Raw genomic sequence first — 25,013 nt, forward strand, 5'->3', positions numbered from 1 at the left:
AATGCACATCTCCAAAGGAGAGGCTGCCTCAACAGTCGTTTGTTATAGGTATTATTCCTAGGCCAAAAATTGAATACCACCACCAAACATACGTAGGCCAATGACCACCAGCAACCAGCCAAAGATTCGCCGTAGCTGCTGCGGGGAAATAATGTGGGATAGCTGCGTGCCAATGGGGGCTCCGAGCATGGTGAACGGAGCCACTAAGGCTACGGCTGGCCAGTATATGTAACCCGTTGCCCAGGAGATATCTGTATATCCTTGAGAGAATAGTAGAAATGACAGGGTACCGACGATGGCAATTGGCAAGGTAAATGAGGCGGAGGTACCGCTAGCCTTGCTCATGGGAAGACCACAATAGAGGAGAAAAGGTACACTGATTGCGCCTCCGCCAATGCCTAGGATGCCTGATTTAAAGCCAATTAAAGTTCCAACTGTGGCGATCAGTACAAGGGGTGGGGAGCTGGTTTCTTCAAAGGCAGGTTTCCAGTTAAGCAAGATTTTGACGGACACCAATAAGAGAAATGACCCAAAAATAATTTCTAGCCAATGGGTGTCTAAATGATTAGAGAGTAGATTACCAATTAAGACACCCACTCCAATGGCAGCGATGATCCGACCAAAAATATCCCAATGGACGTCCCCGCGCATATGGTGGGAAAACGTTGATGCTGCTGAGGTAAAAATCATGATGCACATGGCACTGCCTGCAGCGAGATGCATCAGGCTGTAGCTAGGCAAGTCCATCAGTGAAAACAAATAGAACAGGCCAGGCACAATGACCATGCCACCACCAATGCCCAACATGCCAGCGAGAGTCCCAGCGCCAAGACCTAACAGGGCAAACAGGGCAAAATCAGCGAGGCTTACCATAGGAGAATGCAACATCAAGGGAATAGATTACTATTCTATACGTTCTCCTAGGGCCAAATTGTTTGAAATCGCTATAAATCCAACAAATTCAGGCTTTCGATAGGGCGCTCCTGGGTAATGTGTACGGTTTGCAAGCCAATCTGCTGTGCTCCGACTAAATTGTGGGCTGTATCGTCGAGGAAAAGTGTTTTTGCGGGGTCAAGGTTGTTTTCATCGATGACCCGTTGAAAAATGCTGGTATTTGGTTTGCGATCGCCCACCAGATGCGAATAATAGACCCGCTCAAACTGATCGGCTAGGGTGCCAATGTCGTTGCCCATGGCTTCGGCGAATTTGCGATCGCTCGTCGCTAAATGTAGTTCATTAATATTGGACAATAAAAATATCCGCTTCTGTTGGCCGAGCTGACGTATTAACTCCACCCGCTTTGGCGGAAAATCAAGAATCAGTGCACTCCACGCCTGATTAATTGCCTCATCGTCAGCTTTAAACTGTAGCAACTGCATCAGACTGCGTCTAAACTCAGCTGGTGTAATACTGCCAACCTCAAACTTGGAAAAAATGTCTGCTTGGCTCTGTTGACTATACTGCTGAGTGACGTCATAACCAGCCAACTCACTAAATGCTTGAATAGTGAGACCATAATCCAAATTGACAATTACCCCACCCAGATCAAAAACTATGCTTTCAATCTGAGCATGAGAGTATGGAGCCATTAATCTCCCTCCAAGCAAGCAAACACAATTACTCTACTTAATAACAATACCGTTTAATAACAATATCGTCCTCTGGCGTTAGGTTTTGGTTGCTCATGGGATTGGCGGATAGCACCCAATAGGGTGGACATTACTATACAGCTTTTTATGGATGGTGCCCTGCTGCTGGTGAACGTAAGCGTCCGTGTCTGTGAAGCTAACCGTCCCTTATAGTCAAAGCGTATATAGTACGCTCCATCGCGCTTATGCAAGGTGGTATCTGCCAGGTCAAGATCCAGAGCTTTATCACCCAAAGATGTCCAGTCAACAGGTACACCTGACAGCGGGTGCATGGCCCATTCCACCTCGCCCGCGAGTGATTCACGAATACTAAATTGCCAGGTTACGTGCTGATGCATTGCCATCGCTTGAGTTTTGCGAATTGCACTATAGGCGTTACTTTGAGCTTCAGAAACCCGCCATCGTTCTTGCGATCCATTCCATGTTGGTAATACTAGAGCACTTAAAATACCAACAACGACGAGAACTATAATTGTTTCTAAAAGTGTAAAGCCAGAGTCCCTAGCAACAGAATATTGAAGTCTGTGGAATTTACTCATAGTATAGCTAAGCGGAAACTTGCAACACTTTTAAAATTCCCAGAAATAGCCCTAAATTGGCTGTCAACAAGCTCGACTAATATCAAATGCTCAAGCCTTAAACTCTCATATTTTGTGAGAGTTGTCCTTAGTAAAGAGAAGCATCACAATCGTTACCATTCGCTTGCACAATGCCGCCAAGTATAGTCGGCACAATGATACATTTCGGTGTCTCACTCAGTTCCGAGGTGACAGACACAATATAGGGTAAATCTGTTGGATTAACGGGTTCAACTTCCCCTTTATAATTAAAAACAAACTCTTGAACATTCGCCGTTAACCGAATACTGCCATTTTGTTCTCCACCAACAGACTGTTCTCTACCAGTTGTTTCACCAGTTGTAGAGTTTACTTGTACTGTAGGAGCAGCTGATACACCCGCAGCCCCAGAGAATCTGATGACTCTAGTGGAGTTTTTTTGTTGTGCATCAGATTGAGCAGTTTGAATGATTTGGGCTAAATCGCTACGGGCACGACTCACACGTTGACGATTCATATAACCCAGCCAGCCAGGCGCAACAATGGCGGCCAAAATGCCTACCATAATGATAACCACCAATAGCTCAAGTATTGAGAAACCAGCTGTTGAAGAGATAGATTTTTGTGGCTTAAATCGCTTCATGATTAGTGTCCTTATCGCTAATTATCCATCTTTATTGATGACACCGCGCAGCTTGACCTGAGTTTGTAGTACAGGGAAACGGCTGCCGTCACTTGCTGGCCCTAAAAAGCGATTTTCCGATTCAACATCACCCCTGAGAAAAAGATAGACATCCTGGGTTGTCCTAAAATCTCCGTCAGCCAGGTTAGGTTGTCGTATACAAGCAAAAAAACCAGCTGCATCGGTCGCATTTTCAGGAGTCACGACATAGTCATATACATCATTAGTGTTATCGTTTTCTCCAGTTAAACGGCTATTGAGACCAAAGACTAAATTACGACAGTCAACAGCAGTCCCCCCTGGATCCGCTTGTTCCACAAAATCTACTAACGCGACGCTATTGCCGCCAACAGCATCAGGCGTTGTACTCGGCTCCCAGTTTTCAAAATCAGTAGCCTGGTCCGTAATAGGGTCCGCGTAACCAGGGGTTTCAGTGAAAGTGGCTAAGTTGGCATACTGGGGCAGCTCGTAACGTCTGAGGACGCTGGGACCCTTCCAAACATAGTCTGCATCAGTATCATCCCGATGCTGTTGATAGTAAACAATCAGGGAATAACTCGCTCGACGTGTTCTCGCAACTCGACAGATTTCCATCTCATCGTCATTGCCTGTACAAGTATCAGGCAACACATCATCATCTAGAGGCACTGTGCGCCAAAAGGCAAGTAAGGGAACCGCATCACCACTACCCTCCACACCAGTGCCCATCTGGTCACTTAAAATCTGGATATCGTCAACAATCTCCTGCATGCGAACATCGTTATAGACGTAGACAGCTTCTTCTAAATCATCAGCGATATAGTCTATGGCACGCTGCATATCCCGTTGAACCCGTTCCAGTGCAATTTCTCGACGGTCTATTTGTAACAGTTCAACCACTAAAAACAACAAGCCAGATATAATGATGCCAGCAATGATCATTGAGATAAGAACTTCCATTAAGGTGAACCCAGAAGTTCGATATTTTCGTTGCTGCAACAGCCATCGATACAACCAACTTTTAGAATGGTAATTAGCCATGGAGCTTTCAAAGAATAGTGCAGTTAACATTCAGAAGGCGTAGAAACAGTTGTTCCTTGAACACTGTTGATGAATTCGTAGTAGTCACACAGTGATTCTTCATCATCACTTCTGATGAGGCTAGTGTAGATAGTGGAGAGGGGGGCATTACCTGATTGCCCTTCACCGCTGGTCATAATCAGGCTGGCCTGTTCCACATCTGTGGGATCTAAACTTCCTATGATGTCAGCGCGATAAACCCTAACCCCTAGATCAAACGCGACGGGGATTGTCCCGCTTGTAATTCCGTCAGTTTTGAAAACCTGAACAGCGTAATCGGCGTTGCCATCGTTATCCACATCAATGGCCCGAGCCGCGTCAGTTGTTGTTGAGTATGTGTTGTCGTTAATAACATTTGGCGCAGGGACCGGAACAACATCAAAGTCAGCTACGCTATTTACACCCGTTGGTGTTGGCGCAATATTTAAGGTGTAGTTCCCACCCTGACTAACAATCAGCTTTATCCGGTCTACTTCTGCCTGGGCTATTTGAAAGGCTTGCTCTGCCCGTTGACTTTGAACTCTGGTCCCAACAGCCAGGATGACCATTGGCGTCATGACTGCCGTAGCGATGGCGATAATCACAATTGCCACCAACCCCTCAATCAGCGTCAGACCACTGTCATCGGCCTTAACAGGTACTTGCGACTTAGTACTCATTAGCTTTTTTAGTTGCCTATTTTTCAAAAACATTTTCGATTACTCCCTATTGGCAACCAACATCAGCACCGAGTACAAGGGCACCGGTCGAATCTTCTGCTGTACAGAGGTTAGCGATATACTCATCCTGTAGAGGCAGCTCCCGATAAAACTCACTTCTGGGTCGACCTAAGGCAACGAAACGACGGGCAATGGGAGCAACACTGGTGTACTGGAAACCGACATCGTAACCCCAAATACGGGTGGCGGCACCGTAGAAGCCGTTGTACACATTGTTACCACCAGTAGAAATAGGTGTAGTACCTGGTTCCCAAGAGTCCTGGTCAAATGGAGCCGTTGCCTGGGTACTAAAGTTCAACTGGAAAAAGCCCCCTGAAATAAACAAGTTTTTACCAGGCCAATACTCAAGCAGCCGTGGGAAGTTGTGTAACCCACCATAGTTTTGGCCTGCTCGCAGCGGTACAATACCCGAAACTAACAGTGCATTAACGCGGGTATTATCAGCTGCTGGAATCAGATTCTCCTGACGTTCAGCCTCATCTGAAAACTGGATATGGTTTGCACGGCCACCATTAAACGTAGTGGGGAATTCGGTGTATGCAGAACTTAAGTCCCCTTCAGTCTGTGCTTTAGCTGCAATGCCGTTCCGATTAAATCGGATTGGCAGCGAAACATTGCTATCACCCTGTTGGTCTGCTAAATCTTCACGCTGCCAGTGGCGTGGCTCCCATGTAGCATCATCCTCCCTAAGCGGTCGATCCGAATTTAGATATGAGGATTGAGCACTATTAGCCCCTATGGTAGTTGTACTACCGTCAGTTTCATAAATATAGGCATCTTCAACGTAACCATCGCGGAACTCACTGGAGAGAATGCTGACTGCATCAGCAAAAATTTCGGCAGGCCTCCATAGGTCTTGGCCGCCCTGTGCAAAGTCCTGGTCCAGGGTGCTACGTCCATAGAAATCGTTAAAGGGGTTGCCTGCTCCGGTGGCAAAGTCTGTGCCTAGCTGTTCTTCAAATTCTTCGAGAATATTGCCAGAAGTATCTTGGTGGAGATTGAAATTACCATAGATATAAGCTGGATTATCGGTGACAAAGGTAACCCCTGCAGCCTTGTCGTCCCCTGAACGATGGATAATCGCACCATTAATTAACCGGAACCCGTAGGGGCGTCGATCAGGATCAGCATACATATCAACCGGCTTTGGACTAATTAAGTTGTCTGCCAACGGTGGATCGTAGGTTCCTTGTTGATTAGGGCCATTTGGCACAACATCCATTGGACAGTTTTGTCCGTTATCCTGTAGATTTGCAAAATCTTTACAGGTAGCCCAATCTGCCTGGCGAGGGCGAACGATATTGTCTTCTCTCACAGTATCTTCCCTGGCGGCATAGAAAATACCATCGTCTTCTGGAATCCAGGCAATTTGCTCGGTGCCAACGGTAAAGTATGAACGAGCGTCCGCAGTAATATCCGTCAGTTTATCGATATCTAAATCAAGCACGCGAATATTTAACAACTCGCGTCCATCCATCATGGCTTTGTCAAGAAATGCAAGTTCTGTGATGGTACCGTCTGCATCAATTGCATTTGTTTGCAGGTCATCGCGGGTGCTGAGGCCAGTACCCGCACTGATTGGCTGTCTGAAATTGGCAAGACTGGTCCTGGGTGCTAGGGCAATAGTATCTGGCCCAACTGTTGTAAAGAGTATGCTGTCATCATCATTTACACCACCAATAATTTCATCGTCAGCCGCATTTGCAAGGCTCCCTGTGGTACCTTTCTCATCAACCTCGACAACAAAGGGAGACGCGGTGCTTCCTTCATTCAAAAGTTCTTCGGCAGTTGTGGTTACGGCAGTGGGATAGAAATTATCCCTGTAGGGTTGACGATAAGTTGAGTTATTTAAGTCAAGATAATCGTGGTCCGTGACTGGGAAAAGATAATGCAAGCTTGGATACTTTGGCCCTTCAGAAATGGAACAAAAGGCCATTGTTAAACCAAGTTGGGCGTCTTCAGAGTTACCACCAGTGGTGGCAAAGCCAGTTGGGTCACAACCGGCACCAAAGATTTCACCAGCAAAAGTTCCGCCAGACCCTTGATAGGTATAGGTACCTGTAGCTGGGTTATACCCTGTCCCTGAGCCAGCAATCCCACGGGATGTTCCCGCAGGGATAAAGCCCATTGTGCGGTCTCGTAAAACCTGTTGTAGTCTGCCAATTACTTCAGCTCGGGCTATGGCTGTATCAAGGTTTGCACCCAGAGCACCATCATTTTCAAGGGCGTTGAGCCATTCCTCTTTTGTAAATTGAGTGTAATAGCTTGGATCGTAGGGACTGGGTGGACAACCTGTACTACCTAAGGAAGTTGTACAAAGGTTAGTTGTTGTATCTTCACCAATCTCACCATTGGCAACATTTCCATCCATTAGTTTGGCCAGCTGCACCCCAAGAGCATTTAAACCAGCACTTCCATTGGCTGGAATGTTATCAAACTCAAGCTGTAAACTCTTTAAGTTATACGCCAACATCCCTAGCGTACAAGCCGCAGAATGAAGGGTAGACTTATCTGCTGGGCTCAAATCATCGTATTGGGCATCAGTGTTGACCGTGTAGTCGTCAAAAATACGTCGGAGCACTGAGAAGTCTCCCCACATGGATAGATAGGGATAGGGATGAACAAATTCGTCAGCCTGACCGGCTTCTCCTTGAACTGGTGGAAACGATGGCGCACCACCCTGAGGGTCCCCGGCAAAATACGCTAGATTACGGAGCGCCTTGCCCATGGGTTTGTCATCGGCAAATTCATCGGTGATGTCGCCGTTACTATTACTATCAAAACTACTAAAATTAAACTCCCAGCCGTTAGTTCCTGTTCCTGTTAGGAAATCAATTTTCCAATCATCTGTTTCTGGGTATTTGGTAAAGGTACGGCTATTTATTAAAGTATCCAAAGTACCTGGATGCACTGTAGACGCTGAACAAATATAGGGTAAGTTTCCATTGTCTTCGGTATAGTGGTAAACCACCATGCCCTGCACAGCTGCTAAGTTATCCCGCAGAGACTTTTGTTGCTTAGCTTGAGCAGGTGTCTTTTCTATGTCACCTCCACTACGAGTTAGATTCTGAACTGTTGTGGGTGGATAAAGTGGATCATCAGCTTCCCATCCAAACTGATTACCTAGCTCTAACCGTTGACCAACAACAACACGTAAACCCTGAGAAATAGAGCGTCGTTCCCAATACCCATCTAGACCGTACTCTTGCTCAGCCGCATTATCACTAGCTAACACTGAGTTGTCATTAATTTCATCACCAATTTGGTGAGGTGTAGAGAGATATACACCATTAGCTTGAGTCAAGCTATTTTCAGAGTCGTAACGGGGCTTTGGCCCATAGCGATTGTCTGCTCGAAACCCATCATCTACAAATGGACGAGCCGCATCGGGAAAGACGCGTACCCGACTGCTATTACTTAACAGTTGAACTTGATCATTGGGCTCTAAAGGATTTGGAGATAACGCATCTTTGGCAGCCTCAGGATCCCACGATGTATCATCCAAATTAACAGTAATGTCTTCTGTAAGAATTAAAACTGGGTCTACAGCAACATCTGTGACATCAGTTCCACCAGTTTCATCAACTGAATCGGTATCATCTTTCAGATTATTTTTGCCAGGGTTAGTGGGGGTAGCATTATTCTCTTTGTGAAATTCTGTATTTCCCCCAAAATCGTCATCCCTTGATGCACCTGAAATCAAATGCCCTTGGAAAAATTGATCATCAGTGCCATCGCCATCGGTATCGTAGCCACTCACACTGAGACTAATTTCCGATGCATCGGTACTGAAAACACAGGACTCTGGAGAACTGACTAGATAGGCCTCTAGATTCTCAAATGCAATGATGTTTGACTCTGAGTGCATGGCTCCATTCCAGCGAAAATCTCCACCTGGGAATATTTCCATGTCGTAACGGAACCAGGCACCATATACATTCCCCTTTGGAATAGTGCGTACTTGCTGATATTCTGCGGAGCTAACCGTTCGATTAATATTGTTGGGGTTAGCAATGTTTAGAACGTCAATTTGAAAGACTTTTTGTAGAGTACCGCCAGCATCTTGCCAGCCATCACCGGCCAGGGTACTTACAGGGCAACCATCAACCGACTGTTGTGTATTAATAGGACCGTTGCGCGTAACCAGGTTATCTGCTTTTTCGTCTACCTGATTAGAGGTTAGGGTCAGTTCATTACCATCTGAGTCTTGAATAATGTCACCATCTGAATCTCTTGCTTCGTGAGAGGTGAGGATTGAATAAACAATGGTATTGCCATCACGGGATTCAAAGCTCCACGCAGGGTCAGGATTACCATCGTCGTTGATGTCTAACTGGGTTTCATCTGGCAATGTGTATGGATCGTCATTGGCTTGATTTGCAGCCCCCCAGATTTGGCCGTAACCTCCGTCTGCCAATGGCCTTGAATACTTTAAAAGTGAATTGATTAAGTCACTGCTAGAGGGTGGTCTCTTGTTAATGACTTCTGGATCTTTTGTAAATAAGTACTCAATTTTAGCCTTAGCCCTGTCAACGGCGGGCGCAGCAAAGTTGTCAATCTGTTGTTGCTCACGATATGCGATTGTCTGAGCAGCCCGATTGAATGAGCGGAAACTTAATCCCCCAACAGTTAAGGTGAGTACTAGAAGCAGCATCACGGTTGTTGGTAATACAAAGCCAGCCTGTCGAGTGCGACTGAAGCGAGCACCCATAAAAGCCAGCCTTAGCACCCAAGCCATAAACTGCTTAGGTATTCGACCAATATAATGATTTAGTGAATGACGATTAGGGACAGGAACCCGAAAGCGTTTCATATGTATCCTTCTATGAGGCAGGATACTTTAGACTAACGACCTTGAGTTCAAAGATGGTTCCCAGGATACACTGATCTGTTTAGACAACTACAACATTTCAGGGCTAAGGGTTCCCAGGATGTACTGAGATATTGAGAGAGTTGAAACGTTTTATGACTGACAGGGTACATTAACAAATCTGCCTGCTTTTACAGCCATTATTCTGTTTATCGTATTCTGTTTCTACTCATAAAGAGCGGCATCGCATTCATCACCTTCTGCTTGAACAGTCCCACCTAATAATGTTGGTACTATGATGCATCTTGGATTATTACTGAACTCAGACGTTACAGAAACAATATACGGCGCACCCTCTGCTTCACCACGGTAGTTAAACACAAACTCTTGGTCGCTAGTTGTTAATTGTATGCTGTCGTTTTGTTCTCCACCGACAGAACGATCTCTACCCGTTGTTACACCAACTGTAGAATTGACTTGCACTGTTGGAGCACCAGGTATTCCAGTATCTTCTGCAAATCTGATAACTCTTGTTGAGTTTCTCTGCTGTGCTTCGGTTTGGGCATTTTGAATGATTTGAGCTAAATCACTACGGGCACGACTAACTCGTTGACGATTCATATAACCCAGCCACCCCGGTGCAGCAATGGCGGCCAAAATTCCAACCATAATGATCACTACAAACAGCTCAATTAAAGTAAAACCAGCTGTTGCATTAGCAGAATTGGGTAATCTAAATCGCTTCATGATGAGTGTTTTGGTTGCTATTTATCCGTCTTTGTCAATGACACCACGCAGCTTTACCTGGGTTTGCAGTGCAGGGCGAATGCTGTTGTCACTTGCAGGTCCTAGAAAGCGACTCGCAGACCTGGTATCACCTCTGAGAAAAAGATAAACATCCTGAGTTGCTCTGAAATTTTCACCCGCTGGCTCAGGTGCTCGTACGCAGGCAAAAAATCCGGTTTGCTCAGTTGCATCTGTAGGAGTAAGCACATAGTTGTACTCATCGGCTGCGATGTCTACCTCTCCAGTCAAAGGGCTGTTAAAGTCTGCAATTAACGCTCGACAGTCAATAGCACCAGCGCCATCTATATTAGCTTCTTCTACAAAGTCGACTAGTACTGCACTTTCACCCCCAGAGATAGCAGTCGTTACTATATCGGTCCATTCTTCAAAAATAGTTTCCCCATTGTTTAGATCAATGGGCTCTATATAGCCAGTTGTTACGTTCAGTGTGCCTGGGTTGTATTGTGGAAGCTCATAACGTCTGAGAACGCTTTCACCTTGCCAGGGATAATTCGCTGCGCCATCATCTCTATGCTTTTGATAGTAGACAACCAGTGAATAACTAGCTCGACGTGTTTTCGCAACTCGACAGATTTCAATCTCCCTACGACTGCCTGTGCAAGTATCGGGCAAGACATCATCTTCGATAGGGACCGTGCGCCAGAAGGCAATTAAGGGGACGGCATCACCACTACCAGTAACACCAGGGCCTTCTTCATCACTTAACTCCTGAATATCGGCAACAATATCCGGTAAACTGCTGCTGTCGTAAACATAAACAGCTTCCTTTAAGTCATCAGCAATGTAGTCCATCGCCCGCTGCATATCTCGCTGGACCCTTTCCAAGGCAATTTCTCGGCGGTCTATCTGTAACAGTTCAACCACTAGAAATAACAAACCAGACACAATGACGCCAGCGATGGCGATTGAAATTAGCACTTCTGTTAATGTGAAACCAGAAGCCTTATATTGTCGACGCTGCAATAGCCATCGATACAACAAAGTTTTAGAACGATAATCAGCCATGGATGCTCTCAAGGGATGATGCAGTTAACAATCAGCTGGTACTGAAGCAGTATTATCAATAAATTCGTAGTAGTCACAAAGTGATTCTTCACCATCACTTCTGATAATGCTTGTATAGATATTGGCAAGGGGACGACTCCCTGCTTGCCCTTCACTGTTGCTTACAGAAAGACGAGCTTGTTCTACCCCTAAATTAGCGCCAGGTGCTAAAGCATTAGCTCTATAGACCCTAACCCCCAGGTCAAAGGCAACTGGTCGACCGCTTCTTTCAACCCCTGCAGTTCTAAAGATTTGAACGGCATAATCATCGTTGCCATCGTTATCAAAGTCAATGCCCCGAGCAGAGTCAGATGTCGTGGAGTAATCATCCGCAATGGTGGCAGGCGGCGGCATTATGTATTCAGGAGGATCTGAGCCTGGTACTTGTGTCTCAAAATCAGCTGTACTAACAACAGTAGCTGGCGTTGGTGCAATGTTTAGGGTGTAAGCCCCGCCCCGCTCAACAATTACCTTGATGCGATCGACTTCTGCTTGAGCTATTTGAAAGGCCTGCTCTGTTCGCTGACTCTGAACTCTGGCTCCGACTGCCAGAATTACCATTGGCGTCATGACAGTAGTGGTAATGGCGATAATCACAATTGCTACCAACCCCTCAATCAGCGTCAGCCCGCTGTCATTGGTCTGAGTAGATGGTTGTGACATTGTCCTAGCCATCTTTTTTAGTTGCCTACTCTTCATAAACATTTTTCGCTCACTCCCTATTGGCAACCAACATCAGCACCGAGTTCGAGATCACCCGCATTATTCCTTGCTGTACAAAGGTTAGCGATGTACTCATCATTGAGCGGTAGCTCTCGATAGAACTCACTTCTGGGGCGACCAAATGTAATAAATCGACGGGCAATGGGGGCAACACTGGTGTATTGGAAGGCGACATCATATCCCCAAATACGGGTGGCGGCACCGTAAAAGCCATTGTCCACCTGAGCACCATTAGGATTTGCCCCTGGTTCCCAGGCATCTTGGTCAAATGGAGCCGTTGCCTGGGTACTAAAGTTCAACTGGAAAAAGCCCCCTGAAATAAACAAGTTTTTACCGGGCCAATATTCAAGCAGTCGTGGGAAGTTGTGTAACCCACCATAGTTTTGGCCTGACCGCAGAGGCACAATACCTGACACTAGCAGTGCATTCACTCGGGTATTGTCTGCAGCCGTTATGAGGTTTCTCTGACGCTCAAGCTTTTCGTTTAATCCGATTTGATTAGCATTAGCACCACCAAAGGTAGTAGGAAACTCGGTGTACGGAGAACCTAGATCAGCCTCATCTTGCGCTTTAAAAACTCTCCCATTGCGGTCAAACCAGATAGGGAGTGTAACATCAGTATCACCTTGTGTAGCTGCTAAATCTTCACGTTGCCAATCGTCAGCTTGCCTAGCGTTTGTACCCTTACGAGGCCGATCCGAATTTAAATATGCGGAGCTAACAGCTGCAGTACCTTCAGCACCGTCAGTCTCGTAAATATAGGCATCCTCAACCCAACCATCACGGAACTCGCTGGACAAAATGCCGACGGCATCAGCAAAAATTTCAGATGGCCTCCAAAGATCTTGACCACCCCGAGCAAAGTCTGCATCCAGGTTTGTGCGGCCATAAAAATCATTAAAAGGATTACCTAATCCTGTTGCAAAATCTATACCCAGCTTTGTTTGGAACTCTTCCAGGATATTGCCAGCAGCGTCCTGGTGTAAGTTGAAATCACCATAAATATAGGCCGTATTGTCGGTAACAAAGGTAACACCAGCTGCCTTGTCATCTGCTGAGCGATAGATAATTGAGCCATTGATTAATCGAAAACCGTTGGGGCGTCGATCTGGATCGGCGTACATATCAACTGGCTTCGGACTAATTAAGTTGTCGGCCAATGGTGGGTCAGAGGTTCCTCTCTGACTTGCATCAGCCGGGTTGGCAACAACCATTGGACAGTTTTGCCCGTTATCCACAAGATTTGCAAAGTCTCCGCAGGTTGCCCAATCAGCCCGGCGGGGACGAACAATACTATCTTCACGTACAGCATCTTCTCGGGCCGCATAAAAAATACCATCAACTTCAGGGAGCCAGGCTACCTGGTCAGGGCCATCCATGAAGAATGAACTTGCATCAGCAGTAATTTGGGTGAGCTTCTCAATGTCTAAGTTGAGTACACGGGTGCTTAAAAGCTCACGTCCATCCATCATCGCCTTGTCTAAAAAGGTTAGCTGATGGAGGTTTCCATCAACGTTAAAGGTAGTGCCACCGACATTAATGGTGCTTCTTTGTAACTCGTCACGGATATCTGCTTCAGGGGCTGCAATATTTTCTGTTGGTTGTTGAAAATCAGCAACGGTATTTGCAGGAGCAAGTGCAAGGTTACTTAAATCAGTAGGATCTAATGCATTAGCGGGGTCAATTACTGCATAGACAACTTCACTATTTACTCTTATGTTTCCTGGGGTTACGTCATCAAAGATGTATCTGTCGGCAGCTAGCCCTTCAGTATTGTATTCATCTGTTTGAGTTGCAGCAACACTGCCAAGAGGACCACCAGGCACACCTGCAACTAATGAACCATTCTGGTTATGATCAAGAACCGGAAACAAATAATACAGAGATGGATAAGCTGGATTTTGAGACGATGAACAAAAAGCACCAACCAACTTTGGGCTCCCTGGAAAGTCTGTTGCACAGTCAGTAGGAGCAACCCCTGTGGCAAAACCGTAGGTTCTATCGCGTATAACTTGTCGGTACAGAGCTATGAGTTTAGCTTTTTCTAAATCATCGGCGGAGAGTCTCATTGCCAATTCATTATTGAGCCATTCCTTTGCTTGCTTCGGGCTTCCCAAAGGCGTTGGTAACGCGGCCTCAATTGCAGCAACTACAGGATCAGCTTGAAGCAGATTATATTCAGCTTTAAGCTTCTCTATGTTGTCAGCCAGCATCCCCAGAGTACAAGCTGCGGAATGTAGAGTCGATTTATCAGCAGGACTCAAAGCATCATATTTGGCCAACGTATCAACTAAATCAGTCTCAATACCGTTTAAGTAGTTGTGCTCAAACAGAATTCTGCGCAAGATTGAAAAATCACCCCACATAGATAAATAAGGATAGGGATGAACAAAATCATCATCAGGATCCAGAATAGGCCCTACAGCATCACCCTGAATCCCTTGAACTGGAGGAAAAGAAGGTGCTCCTCCCTGGGGATCACCAGCAAAATGCGCTAGATTGCGTAGTGCTCTACCTAAGGGTTGATCCGGCATCACAGCAGCGCTAAAAGCAGCAGAGGTTGCATACCTGCCTTGGAAATCAAACTCCCAACCGTTAGTACCATTACCGGTCAGAAAGTCGATGCGATTAGCAGCCGTCTGTGGATAGGTGCCAAAGGTTCGACTATTTGCGAGGGTTTGTTCAGTCCCTGGATGGACAGTTGAAGCCATACATATATATGGCAGTTCCCCATCGTCCTGGGTGTAGTGGTAAGCAACCATGCCCTGTACAGCTGCCAAATTATCGCGCAATGACTTCTGCTGTTTAGCCTGAGCAGCACCTTTATCGGTTATGGCCTGAACTGTTGTTGGTGGATAGAGTGGATCATCAGCTTCCCAACCCAATCTGTTACCCAGCTCTAGTCGTTGTCCAACAATAACTCGTAAACCCTGGGCAACTGAGCGACGTTCCCAGTAGCCATCTAAGCCATATTCCTGTTCGGCTGGATTATCACTGGCTAACAGTGGATTGTCATTAATAACGTCACCAATCACGTGGGAAACATTATTGGTTTCACTATTAGCTTGAGTCAAACTATTTAAAGCGTCATAACGTGGCTTTGGACCATAGCGATTATCCGCACGAAACCCATCATCTACAAAAGGACGAGTCGCATCGGGGAATACACGAACCCGAGCGCTGTTGGTTAAAAGCCTATCATTCGCAATATCTGCTATGGCATCTTTACCAGCTTCAGGAGCCCAGTCGCCAGGATCCAAATTAGCAGTTACGTCTTCTGTAAGAATCAAAACTGGATCCACAGCGACGTCTGTTAAGAATGCTGCACCCTCATTTACTGAGTCAGTATTAATTCTTAGTCTATCAATACCTGGGTTAGCTGGATTCCCATTGTTTTCATCGTGGAAATCTGTACCTCCCCCAAAGCTGTCATCCCTGGAAGCCCCTGAAACTAGGTGGCCCTGGAAGAACGTATCGTCATTTCCATCTCCGTTAGTATCATATCCACTTAGGCTAAGAGTAATTTCCGATGCATCAGTGCTGAAAACACAGGATTCTGGAGAACTTACTAAGTATGCCTCCAGTCCTTGGCTAGTAATGATGTTAGATTCCGAGTGCATTGCCCCATTCCAACGGAAAACTTCACCTGGAAATATTTCCATGTCGTAGCGGAACCAGGCACCATACTTATTACCTTTCGGAGTACTGCGGACCTGTTGATATTCGGCAGAATGAACCGTCCGATTAGGACTGTTAGGATTAGTGATCGTTAAAACATCAATTTGGAAGTTTTTCTGTAGATTACTGCCAGCATCTTGCCAACCATCACCTGACAGGATGCTTACAGGGCAACCTTCTGCTGATCGTTGTGTATTTATAGGACCGTTGCGCGTAACCAGGGCATTCGCTTTTTCCTCTGTTTCATTAGAGCTTAAGGTTATGTCATTACCACCTGAATCTGTTCCTTGATGAGAGGTCAAAAGCGAGTACACAATGAGACTGCCGTCGTCAGATGGAAAACTCCATGCAGGGTCGGGGTTGCCATCACCATTAATATCTAGCTGAGTTTCATCAGGTAAGGTGTAGGGATCCTGCTCTGAATGATCTGCATCTCCCCAAGTACCTGACTTAGCTAAGAGCGCATTGACCAAATCAGTACTTGATGGCGGTCGCTTATCGATGATGGCCTTATCTTTTGTAAATAAGAACTCAATCTTTGCCTTAGCCCTATCCACTGCTGGAACAGCAAAATTATCGATGCTCTGCTGCTCACGATAGGCAATGGTTTGGTTTAGTCGACTAAACGAACGAAAGCTGAGGCCGCCGACGGTTAGAGTCAACACCAAAAGCAACATCACTGTTGTTGGCAAGATAAACCCAGCCTGGTTTGTGCGACTGAAGCGAGCGCCAGCAAAAATAAGGCGCAGCAGCCAAGCCATAAAATGCTTGGGTAATTGCCTAACGTGAGTCAAAGATCGACGAAGATTAGAAACTCGAGAGCGTTTTGGGGTAGACATCGCTGACTTCTAAAAAATAAGCGTTAGATCAGATGTGGCATGTGCCAACATGACCATCGATTTGCAGTCTATTTAAGACTTAAAGCAATTGAACTCTCAGGGAACGAAAACTTGCGTGGTATCTACATGTCCCATAGTAGATTTACCCAGCCTAAACCTTTAATTACCAAACTGGTAATCAGTATAAAGCCTGAATAGTTTACTTGAACTTTACCCATTCCTTATGACGAATCGATCAGATCGTGATCAAAACAATCCATAGATATCTATCTCTACATCACGATCAGTTCGACATAACTAAGGTTCTGCAAGATCCTGCATTTGAATATCATCGACTATACATACAGTAAATCCCCTGACTTTGCAGCCAGGGGATCTATCCGTGAACATACCAAAACTTTAAGCTTTTGATAAAGCTAAGTAAGCAGCATTAAGTTGTATCAACTCAGGCAATTGCAAACTCAATAAATTAATGCCTGAACCAGTGCCACAGTCTCTAATACTTACTCAAATCAATGCCTGCCTCACGGGCCATTGCTTCAATCCCTTTCTTTTCAAGGGTTTTAATCGCTTTAGTGGATAAACGTAGCTTTACCCAACGTTTGCCTGTGGGCCACCAAACCCGCTTGTCTTGAAGATTTGCCTGTTGTAGACGCTTGGTACGTCGGTGAGAGTGAGAAACAGCAAAGGCGTTATTAGCCTTTTTATTCGTCAGATCACATCTGCGGCTCATGGTACAGTCCTTGGAATACAGTCCTTAATCCTTACATGGTTGCACTCTTAAATGCAACCCCCTCATATTTTAGGGCTGATTCTCTAATCAAAAGATATTTCCATGATTGAGTAACAGGCCAAGGGGTTTCAGGGGGGGCAGGTCCCCTACCCCCCAATTCTGGGGGCTTTGAGTCTTGTTTCCCCAGGATTGGGAAACCCCAGTATTCCTAATTTGGAAAAGGTGGACTATTCCATCAAAAGGGCTACGGTGTACACACATCTCGAAAGGGAGTTCACAATCGTGCATTACCCCCCTTAATCCCCCCTTACCAAGGGGGGAAACTCCGGTCCTCCCCCTTACCAACTACGGTGTATACACATCTAGAAGATAATGTCCCAAAAAGTAGACCTGACCTTGAATTGGCCCTCATCCTAAATCCTTCTCCCTGGGGGCGAAGGACTTTGAGGCCAGGCCCCCCTTCTCCCTTAGGGAGTAAGGGGTTGGGGGATGTAGAGCTTTGCTCTTCTCGCAGAGTGGGCTCGAGATTTGGAGCGACTCTCCGACTTACTCCCTGGGGGCGAAGGACTTTGAGGCCAGGCCCCCCTTCTCCCTTAGGGAGTAAGGGGTTGGGGGATGTAGAGCTTTGCTCTTCTCGCAGAGTGGGCTCGAGATTTGGAGCGACTCTCCGACTTATGTATACACGGTAGCCCTTACCAAGGGGGAGTTAGAGGGGGTTAGACAAGCGCAAACGCTAGTTTCCAGGACTTGTGTGTACACGATAGGTCAAAAGGGGGAGCCTGCAACCGGTATAGCCTTTTCTAAGAAACACCTATTAGGTCTTCAAGAAAACGGCCATTGCCTATGATTTGGTTAAACCTGTTAGCAGGCTATTGGAGCGTTCCACAAACGACTTCATGCCATCGGCATCAAATCCTTTCTGCGCCATTAGAGCCAGATCATAGACATGTTGACAAATCATATTAGCCATGGCCGCTGTGGGAGACTCGCCACCGTCAGCTTGTACAATTGCGCCCTGACTCATGTCTAGCAGATTCTGGATCAGTGGATGAGCCGTATTCACCAGCAAGGTATGTTCCTCAGGAAACTGAGCTGTTTGCTGCTGCATCATCGCCATCATTTCCTGCATGCGGCGCATTTCTTCGGGAAGTAGCACAATGGCAGGTGGTGCACCCTGGACATCGTCAGACTTAAGGGCATCGGTTCGAATCGTAACCTTGGGCTGATCGAGGGCTTTTTCAAATAGCTCCTTCACCCGCTCACCCTTAGTTTTATTAGTGGTTGGGTCGACAATGTCACTACCCGCTGATTCGTCGATGAGGGTGTCATCCAGGTCAGAGTCTACACGGGAGAACTTGACATCAGAATACTCCCGTTCTAGAAACGGTACAAAGTGAGTGTCGATAAAGGAGTCTAGATAAAGGACTTCCAGTCCCTGACGCTTGTGCAGATCGATATAGGTGGCCTGGGATACTTCGTCCGTTGTATAGAAGACTCGGTTTTCATGCTTCTCCTTATTCCGCTCTAAATATTCTTTGAGAGTGGTGTAGGGATTACCCTTGGCATCAATGGCTGCGCTTTCCTCATCTGTCGACTGCCAGGCATCGTCTTCTGCCGTTTGCACTTCAACTTTCGGCTGATCGCTGACGAGGTTTGCCGTGGTGCGGAAAATTATAAAATCGGCGATCTGCTGCTTGAACTTGTCGTTATTGAGGGAGCCAAACTTAACAAAGGTGCCCAAATCTTGCCAGCACTCAATGTATTTTGCTTTATCAGTGCGGTATAGCTCTTTGAGACGATCACCTACTTTTTTGGCAATGTAGTCAGCGATGCGACGGACGGTGCGATCATTCTGCAAAAAGCTGCGGGAGACGTTTAGGGGAATGTCAGTACTATCGACGACACCGCGCAGGGGCAGTAGAAACTGAGGAATGATTTCCTCGCAGTTATCGCTGACAAAGACTTGATTGCAGAAAAGCTTAATTTGTCCTTTGGTAACGTCGACGTCGGGGCGGAGCTTTGGAAAGTAAAGAATGCCGTTAACGACAAAGGGATAGTCCGTATTTAAGTGGACCCAAAGCAGCGGCTCCTCTTGGAACGGATAGAGATAGCGATAGAGCTCTAGATAATCCTCATCGGTGAGGTTACCGGGGGATTGCTTCCAGGGAGCATTTTGTTTATTGGCAGATTCCCCATCTAATTTGATGGGAACAGGCATAAAGTCGCAGTAGGTTTTGATCAGCTGCTGGATGCGAGTCGTCTCCAGGTATTCAGCCTCTTCCTCCATCAAATGTAGGGTGATGGTGGTGCCTCGGTCAGTTCGTTCTGAATCAGTCAGTTCAAAGGAGGTAGTGCCATCACAGGACCAATGGACAGCAGTGGCTTCTGCTTGATAAGACAAGGTGTCGATTTCGACTCGGTCGGACACCATAAATGATGAATAGAACCCTAGGCCAAAGTGACCAATAATTTGCTGGTCAGTATTGTCCTTATACTTAGATACAAATTCTTCGGCACTGGAGAAGGCCACCTGGTTAATGTATTTCTTAACCTCATCAGCGGTCATGCCGATGCCATTATCACTAACACTGAGCGTTTTGGCATCCTTATCGATAGCGATGGTAATTTCCGGCTCGCCGACTTCGCCAGTGAAGTCGGAGCTTCGGGACACCATATTTAGCTTACTGATGGCATCTACCGCGTTGGAAATTAACTCCCGCAGAAAGATTTCATGGTCGGAATAGAGCCACTTTTTGATGATGGGAAAAATATTTTCAGTATGGATACTGATGTTTCCCGTTTCTTGAACAACTGCCATGACTTACGATTTACTCTGACTCATTAAGACTTGCTAACGGTGTTGGCTTTATACACTAATTTATACGAAATCCTGACTGATAGCGCCCGTTATCGAAGGGCATCCACAAGGGAGTGCCCCGACAGGATTGTCCATTTTTATCGGATTTGTATGAAACGTGCATAAAGCATGCCGCACCATATACTGATACATCGTAAGTTAGAACCCAATTGTAGATTTCCGCTAATGTAGTTCGGTTTCCCCTACACCTTTTATAAAAATTAGGGGTAAGTGCGTTACGCGTTAGCTATTGTGTTTCGAGACGTTGAATTCCTTCCAAATGCTATTTGGGTGGAAATAGAAAAAACTTTAAGTTGGCAAATTAGTAGTGTTTCGGTTTACCAGTTAAAATACCTGTCCGTTAATTTGTACAGTTCTTGATTGTAAGGAGCAAAATAACAATTTAAGGACTCATAAACTGAGGGCCTAATGTTGACTCGATTAGATGCAATGTTACGAGGCCTCAATTTTTTGAATTTATAATCTGTATCAATATCAATGAATTGACAAACCTGATGTAGAACAGATGCTGGGTTTTGAAATAGTTGTTCAGAGCTTAGGATTAATACGTTTTTCCTAGGAAAGTACTCTAGAAATCTCTTGAGTTGTTCTGCATAACGACCACGGCTCTTGTAAGACAGATGGATAAAAAAATCATTCTTATAATCATGGTTAGCCCATGCTGGTGCGAGTCGTTTTTCCTCAGCTGCTATTGCTTCAACAATATTTAGTGGTTCACGTCCGTAGCGCTTTTCATGGAAATAATGAGAGATAGCGCGCTCAGTAGGATTACGTAAAATGGTGATAATTTTAGCCCCAGGCATTAGGTTAAACATTCGCTTGGCTGCTAAAGGATTAAACATATAAAGCGGTGAAGCTTCAAAGGTATGTTCCCTTGGTTGTATCTGGGCTTTAAGTGGAAAATGTGCCCGATACCATTTTTCTCCTTTGGTGAAAGTGTCAATCTTGGGTGCTAATCCACCATCAAAGAAATGAACTTCCTTAATATAAGCAGGCCATAACTGGGGGTGCTCGGTTAAGTAATGATATAGGCTGGTTGTTCCAGCTTTTTGGGCTCCAATAATTACAAAACTTGGTAAGGCTCTATGACGTGATGTTGCGTACCGTGCTTGCCAAATAAATGGGCGAGATGCCTTGTCTAGATAGCGCGAAGCAATTCCATTCAGTCTGTGTAAAGTGCCTGACATAGTTTTTGCTTCTATTAACCTCAGTACGGGATAAGAAATGGAGGAGGTGAGCAAGCTGGAAATACCAAAAATAAACCATACAGTTAGCTCCTCCTATATCCAGTTTAGAAGAGCTGTTCTACCCGATGGATGATTTTGCCAAATCTTTGAGCCTCAATGGCAAGCCATGCTTATTGGCAATAGGTTGAGCCATCGCCATCGGCGATAGTCGATGAGCTTAAGTGAAACCATGAAAATTCTAGTGAGCTTCCATCAGCAGTTGCATCCTGTCATCAGCCTCAAAAGCCAGCACTTAATCTGGAGTAAGCCTGCTGTCTGAGGCTTATTCCGTAATGACGTTCTGACGGACCAATAGCCTTAGGCCAATGTTTGTGTTGGTAAAACTGGCAAATTGACTTGTTTCACCAGGCTCTTAACGTGATTTTGCTGTTCCCTGGTAAACACTGATAAAAATTTCTGAGAATTTGTATTCTGTATATTTTTTTGAGTTGAGGCTTTCCACGTTTCGCGAGATCGGATTAATTGGCTCGATGTATTCCGATAGTTTTCGAGCATGTGATCATCAAAGGGGACACCAATAAAATTACAGAGGCGTTTGACTTCATCTGTTGGATGGCTAACCATCTGTTCATAGTGAATCAAGGTATGGTTAGGCTTATCCAGGTACTGATGCGTGATGGCAATGTCCTCAGTCCAACGTTGAATACAATTATCCAGGGTTTTAAAGGTGCGTCCCCAATGGTTGGGATGACGCTGAGCTAGGTCATATATAGAAGCAATGACATCCATGCCGCTTCTAACAATGTGGATCACTTTGGCCTCTGGCATGTAGTGCTCGATATATTTCAGTCGGTGTAAATGTTCAGGGGTTTTTTCTAGCCAGATAGATTTTTTCTGTAGATGGGTCAATTCGCCCATTATTTCTTTAAAGCTACGAACGTAGGCCTGAATGAGGGGTAAACGCGGAAGTTTATGGGTGAGTTCTGGATGCCCAACTTCATGCAAAAACGATTCCATTGTGTTGCGCATTTCCTTAGAAACTAGACCTAAGGCATAGCGACGTGAGCGTTCTTCTGGCATCCAAACAAGATCTACAAAAAATTTGGACTCTGGGAATGAAGCAATATCGGGATGACTGGCTAGCAGGCTTTGCAGAAGAGTGGTGCCCGAGCGAGCACAGCCAACAATAAAGATAGGAGATGCTGTATATGGGTGCTTGTGCTTTTGAGTCATCATATGAGGAACACAGATAAAAATTAATAGGTGGTTTTATTAACTAGGTGACTTTATTAATAGTGGTTAATTAGTGCAAAGGTGATTTCTCAAATTTATTGCAATAGTTCTTGGTAAAGTTGCTTATAGGATGCTGATTGGACTTCAAATGAAAACTTTGTAATTACAGTTTGTCGAGATTGTTGAGAGAGTTGTTGTAGACGCTCGGTATTTTCAAGAGTCCATTCAATACCTTTAGCTAAGTCTTCAGCACTAAAGCATGCGGCACGATAACCATTCTTTTGATGTTCAACAATATCGCGTAAGCCAGTGGCATCAAAGGATACCACTGGTGTGCCGCAGGCCATGGCTTCAATGGCGGTTTTACCAAAGGCTTCTTGAACAGAAGGGACTACCATCACATCAGCGGCTGAATAGGCGAGTGCCAGTGTGACATTGTCGTTTAGGCGTCCCAGCATAGTGTGAGGGATATTGAGTTTCATTGATGGTGATATTTTGTTCGCACCAAAGATGACAGCTCGCAGAGGCAAGGTATTGTTACTTTTTAGTGTATTTAGAGCAGCTCTTAAATGGTCAAAGCCTTTGCGCTTATCAGTGGTTGCACTTAACGCACCAAAAAGGATGAGTTTATCCTGTTGAGGCAGTTTCAGAATGTCACGGGCGATATTTTTGTCAATAGGACGAAAAATATCAGTATCTACGGCATTGGGGATGACTTGGGCAGGATACTGGTTTAATAGAGCGCTTTTGCTGGCGCAGTCAGCTACCCATTGGCTAATGGGTACTAAGGTTAGATTCAGGTTTTGCCAGGCATGATATTTGCGTTGCCAAACTTTTCTAGATAAGTCTTTTTCTTGAGTGGAGCCCAGCATAGGACAGCGGCCACATTGCTGTTGATATCGAGTACAGCCTTGGGTGTAGCAGCAACCTCCGGTAAAGCTCCACATATCCCGTAATGTCCAGACGATGGGCTGGGTAAATGTTTTGAGTTGTTCTGGCCTGAGCAGCCCTAACCCAACCCAGTGTAAATTAATGATGTCTGGCTTAATTTGTTGGATTTGTTTGATAACTGGATTGGGGTAAATAGCCGGGGAAAAGAGGCCCGGTAATTTGTGGGGATAACGTTTTAAGGGCCAGTATTCGACGGTTTGACGAATACCGTTAAGAATTTTTTGTCCTCCTGTAATGCCACTTGGGCCAATTACTGTTGAGTCATCAGTATATTTTTCGGCCACGAGCATGTGGGAATCGACGCCAGCTCGTTTGAGGGCCGTATGCATCCAATAGGCACCCCGAGCCGCTCCGCCATTCGCATCTGATGTGCTGAGATGTAATATTTTCATCGAAACTCAGCTATTGCAAGACAGATTGCACAACGTCGGAGGGCACGTTATGTTTTTGGAAATAAGCTTGAACATGTTTGTGGCGTAACGATGCGGGAATGAGGGCGCTACTAACGAGTTTTATGAGTTTTTTGAGATGAAAAATAAGGTAGATCCAGCGGGGTACATGGTTAGACTGCCGATGGATGCTGTTAACCATGTGCTCGACGTTATGGGGCGATTTTCGATTAGTTAAGCTTTGGAGAACCTTGAGCTTATCCGTAAAGGTTTGGCTGATATACCATTGAATCCACAGGGGCATGTAGCGAATGACGTCACTGGTTTGCCAATCAGTGCTTGCGTTTAGTTGATTGGACAGTTGCACTTTGTACCCTGCTTCCTTCGCTCTGCAGATATATTCGTAATCACCGCCGTAGTGGCGAAATCGTTTGGCATTGGGGAGGTCAATGTCTGCTATCAATGCAGTGGGTATGACGGCAATGTTGCCGTTTAAGGTATCTACTGGAATTATTGGACTATCGCTAAATTGCTCCAGGTTATTAATGGGTTGGCTGGCAATCACCCCGCCAAATACAATCCAGTCTGGGTGAGATTGAGCACATACGATGCCGCCGGTGATTACTTTTTTATTTAAATTTTTCTGACATACCTGGATTAGTTGGGATATAAAGTCGTCTGCTAACGTGATGTCGTCGTTAAGCCAAACGACATAGTCTGTTTGCAGTTGCTGCTGGGCAAAGTTCATGCCGGTTGCGATCGCACCCGTCCACCAAAGCTCGCCATCCCCTTGTAGTAAGTGAACTGCTGTAAAGGTTTGGCGAATCAACTCAGGTGTCCCATCGGTAGACCCATCATCCACCACTATCACTTCGATGGTATGTGCACCTGAGGACGCAGAAATTTGAGCCCTCAGCTGATGCAAAATGGCTGATGTATAGGCTTGACGATTTCGAACGGGCAGGATGAGTGCAGCACTGACACAGGTCATAGGTATCAAATAAACATAGCCTTGGAGGGCTGACATCAGGAGGCGCAGAATTATGCAGTCCCTACGGTTCTATATTCCCAAAGT

The 25,013-nt window shown here is 45.6% G+C and carries 17 protein-coding genes and 1 pseudogene; 1 reads left to right on the forward strand and 17 read right to left on the reverse strand.

The genetic code is table 11. The features are described from left to right. Positions 1 to 57: 57 nt before the first annotated feature. From U2F10_RS16850 to U2F10_RS16915, 14 genes are all read right to left on the reverse strand, one after another. Entirely contained in the window at positions 58 to 873 is an 816-nt protein-coding gene (locus U2F10_RS16850; protein ID WP_163698448.1) for a sulfite exporter TauE/SafE family protein, read from the reverse strand. Between the two features lie 71 nt (positions 874 to 944). Then, entirely contained in the window at positions 945 to 1,589 is a 645-nt protein-coding gene (locus U2F10_RS16855) for an HAD family hydrolase (RefSeq protein WP_499872807.1), read from the reverse strand. Positions 1,590 to 1,642: 53 nt separating this feature from the next. Beyond that, positions 1,643 to 2,188: a pilus assembly FimT family protein gene (locus U2F10_RS16860; RefSeq protein WP_163698445.1), complete on the reverse strand. Its 546-nt coding sequence runs from the start codon at positions 2,186 to 2,188 to the stop codon at positions 1,643 to 1,645. Between the two features lie 127 nt (positions 2,189 to 2,315). After that, a complete protein-coding gene (locus U2F10_RS16865) occupies positions 2,316 to 2,849 on the reverse strand; it encodes a pilus assembly FimT family protein (RefSeq protein ID WP_499872809.1) in 534 nt (177 codons plus the stop codon). Between the two features lie 21 nt (positions 2,850 to 2,870). Further along, positions 2,871 to 3,908 carry a prepilin-type N-terminal cleavage/methylation domain-containing protein gene (locus U2F10_RS16870; RefSeq protein WP_499872811.1) on the reverse strand — a complete coding sequence of 346 codons (1,038 nt, stop codon included), beginning with the start codon at positions 3,906 to 3,908 and terminating at the stop codon, positions 2,871 to 2,873. A gap of 23 nt (positions 3,909 to 3,931) precedes the next feature. Next, positions 3,932 to 4,606: a prepilin-type N-terminal cleavage/methylation domain-containing protein gene (locus U2F10_RS16875; RefSeq protein WP_250565083.1), complete on the reverse strand. Its 675-nt coding sequence runs from the start codon at positions 4,604 to 4,606 to the stop codon at positions 3,932 to 3,934. A 46-nt stretch (positions 4,607 to 4,652) separates the two neighbouring features. Continuing rightward, positions 4,653 to 9,479, reverse strand: a complete 4,827-nt coding sequence (gene hpsA / locus U2F10_RS16880) for a hormogonium polysaccharide biosynthesis protein HpsA (protein WP_499872813.1) — start codon at positions 9,477 to 9,479, stop codon at positions 4,653 to 4,655. Between the two features lie 222 nt (positions 9,480 to 9,701). Next, positions 9,702 to 10,223, reverse strand: a complete 522-nt coding sequence (locus U2F10_RS16885; protein ID WP_163698441.1) for a pilus assembly FimT family protein — start codon at positions 10,221 to 10,223, stop codon at positions 9,702 to 9,704. A 21-nt stretch (positions 10,224 to 10,244) separates the two neighbouring features. Then, positions 10,245 to 11,288 (reverse strand): PulJ/GspJ family protein, encoded by a 1,044-nt coding sequence (locus tag U2F10_RS16890; RefSeq protein WP_163698439.1) that lies wholly within the window; start codon positions 11,286 to 11,288, stop codon positions 10,245 to 10,247. A 24-nt stretch (positions 11,289 to 11,312) separates the two neighbouring features. Then, a complete protein-coding gene (locus tag U2F10_RS16895) occupies positions 11,313 to 11,990 on the reverse strand; it encodes a prepilin-type N-terminal cleavage/methylation domain-containing protein (protein ID WP_499872815.1) in 678 nt (225 codons plus the stop codon). Between the two features lie 56 nt (positions 11,991 to 12,046). Then, positions 12,047 to 16,567 (reverse strand): hormogonium polysaccharide biosynthesis protein HpsA, encoded by a 4,521-nt coding sequence (gene hpsA / locus U2F10_RS16900; protein ID WP_499872817.1) that lies wholly within the window; start codon positions 16,565 to 16,567, stop codon positions 12,047 to 12,049. A gap of 496 nt (positions 16,568 to 17,063) precedes the next feature. Beyond that, on the reverse strand, positions 17,064 to 17,300 hold the full coding sequence (gene rpmB, locus U2F10_RS16905; protein WP_006515318.1) for a 50S ribosomal protein L28: 237 nt from the start codon (positions 17,298 to 17,300) through the stop codon (positions 17,064 to 17,066). A gap of 841 nt (positions 17,301 to 18,141) precedes the next feature. Then, entirely contained in the window at positions 18,142 to 20,118 is a 1,977-nt protein-coding gene (gene htpG / locus U2F10_RS16910; RefSeq protein ID WP_499872818.1) for a molecular chaperone HtpG, read from the reverse strand. A 377-nt stretch (positions 20,119 to 20,495) separates the two neighbouring features. Further along, entirely contained in the window at positions 20,496 to 21,365 is an 870-nt protein-coding gene (locus U2F10_RS16915) for a sulfotransferase family protein (RefSeq protein WP_499872820.1), read from the reverse strand. Positions 21,366 to 21,460: 95 nt separating this feature from the next. Between U2F10_RS16915 and U2F10_RS16920 the strand changes: the two are divergent. Next, positions 21,461 to 21,570: pseudogene (locus tag U2F10_RS16920) on the forward strand (IS982 family transposase); the annotation flags it as partial. A gap of 152 nt (positions 21,571 to 21,722) precedes the next feature. On the opposite strand, the gene U2F10_RS16925 reads toward U2F10_RS16920, so the two are convergent. The 3 genes from U2F10_RS16925 to U2F10_RS16935 form a co-directional block, all read right to left on the reverse strand. Next, positions 21,723 to 22,601, reverse strand: coding sequence for a sulfotransferase family protein (locus U2F10_RS16925; RefSeq protein ID WP_499872822.1), 879 nt, complete (start codon positions 22,599 to 22,601; stop codon positions 21,723 to 21,725). A 92-nt stretch (positions 22,602 to 22,693) separates the two neighbouring features. After that, complete coding sequence (locus tag U2F10_RS16930) at positions 22,694 to 23,941, reverse strand: glycosyltransferase family 4 protein (RefSeq protein WP_499872824.1); 1,248 nt, start codon at positions 23,939 to 23,941, stop codon at positions 22,694 to 22,696. A gap of 10 nt (positions 23,942 to 23,951) precedes the next feature. Continuing rightward, positions 23,952 to 24,965 (reverse strand): glycosyltransferase family 2 protein, encoded by a 1,014-nt coding sequence (locus U2F10_RS16935; protein ID WP_163667856.1) that lies wholly within the window; start codon positions 24,963 to 24,965, stop codon positions 23,952 to 23,954. Between the last annotated feature and the right edge of the window lie 48 nt (positions 24,966 to 25,013).

Source organism: Leptothoe sp. EHU-05/26/07-4, from assembly GCF_043421015.1.
Classification (GTDB): domain Bacteria; phylum Cyanobacteriota; class Cyanobacteriia; order Phormidesmidales; family Phormidesmidaceae; genus Leptothoe; species Leptothoe turfae.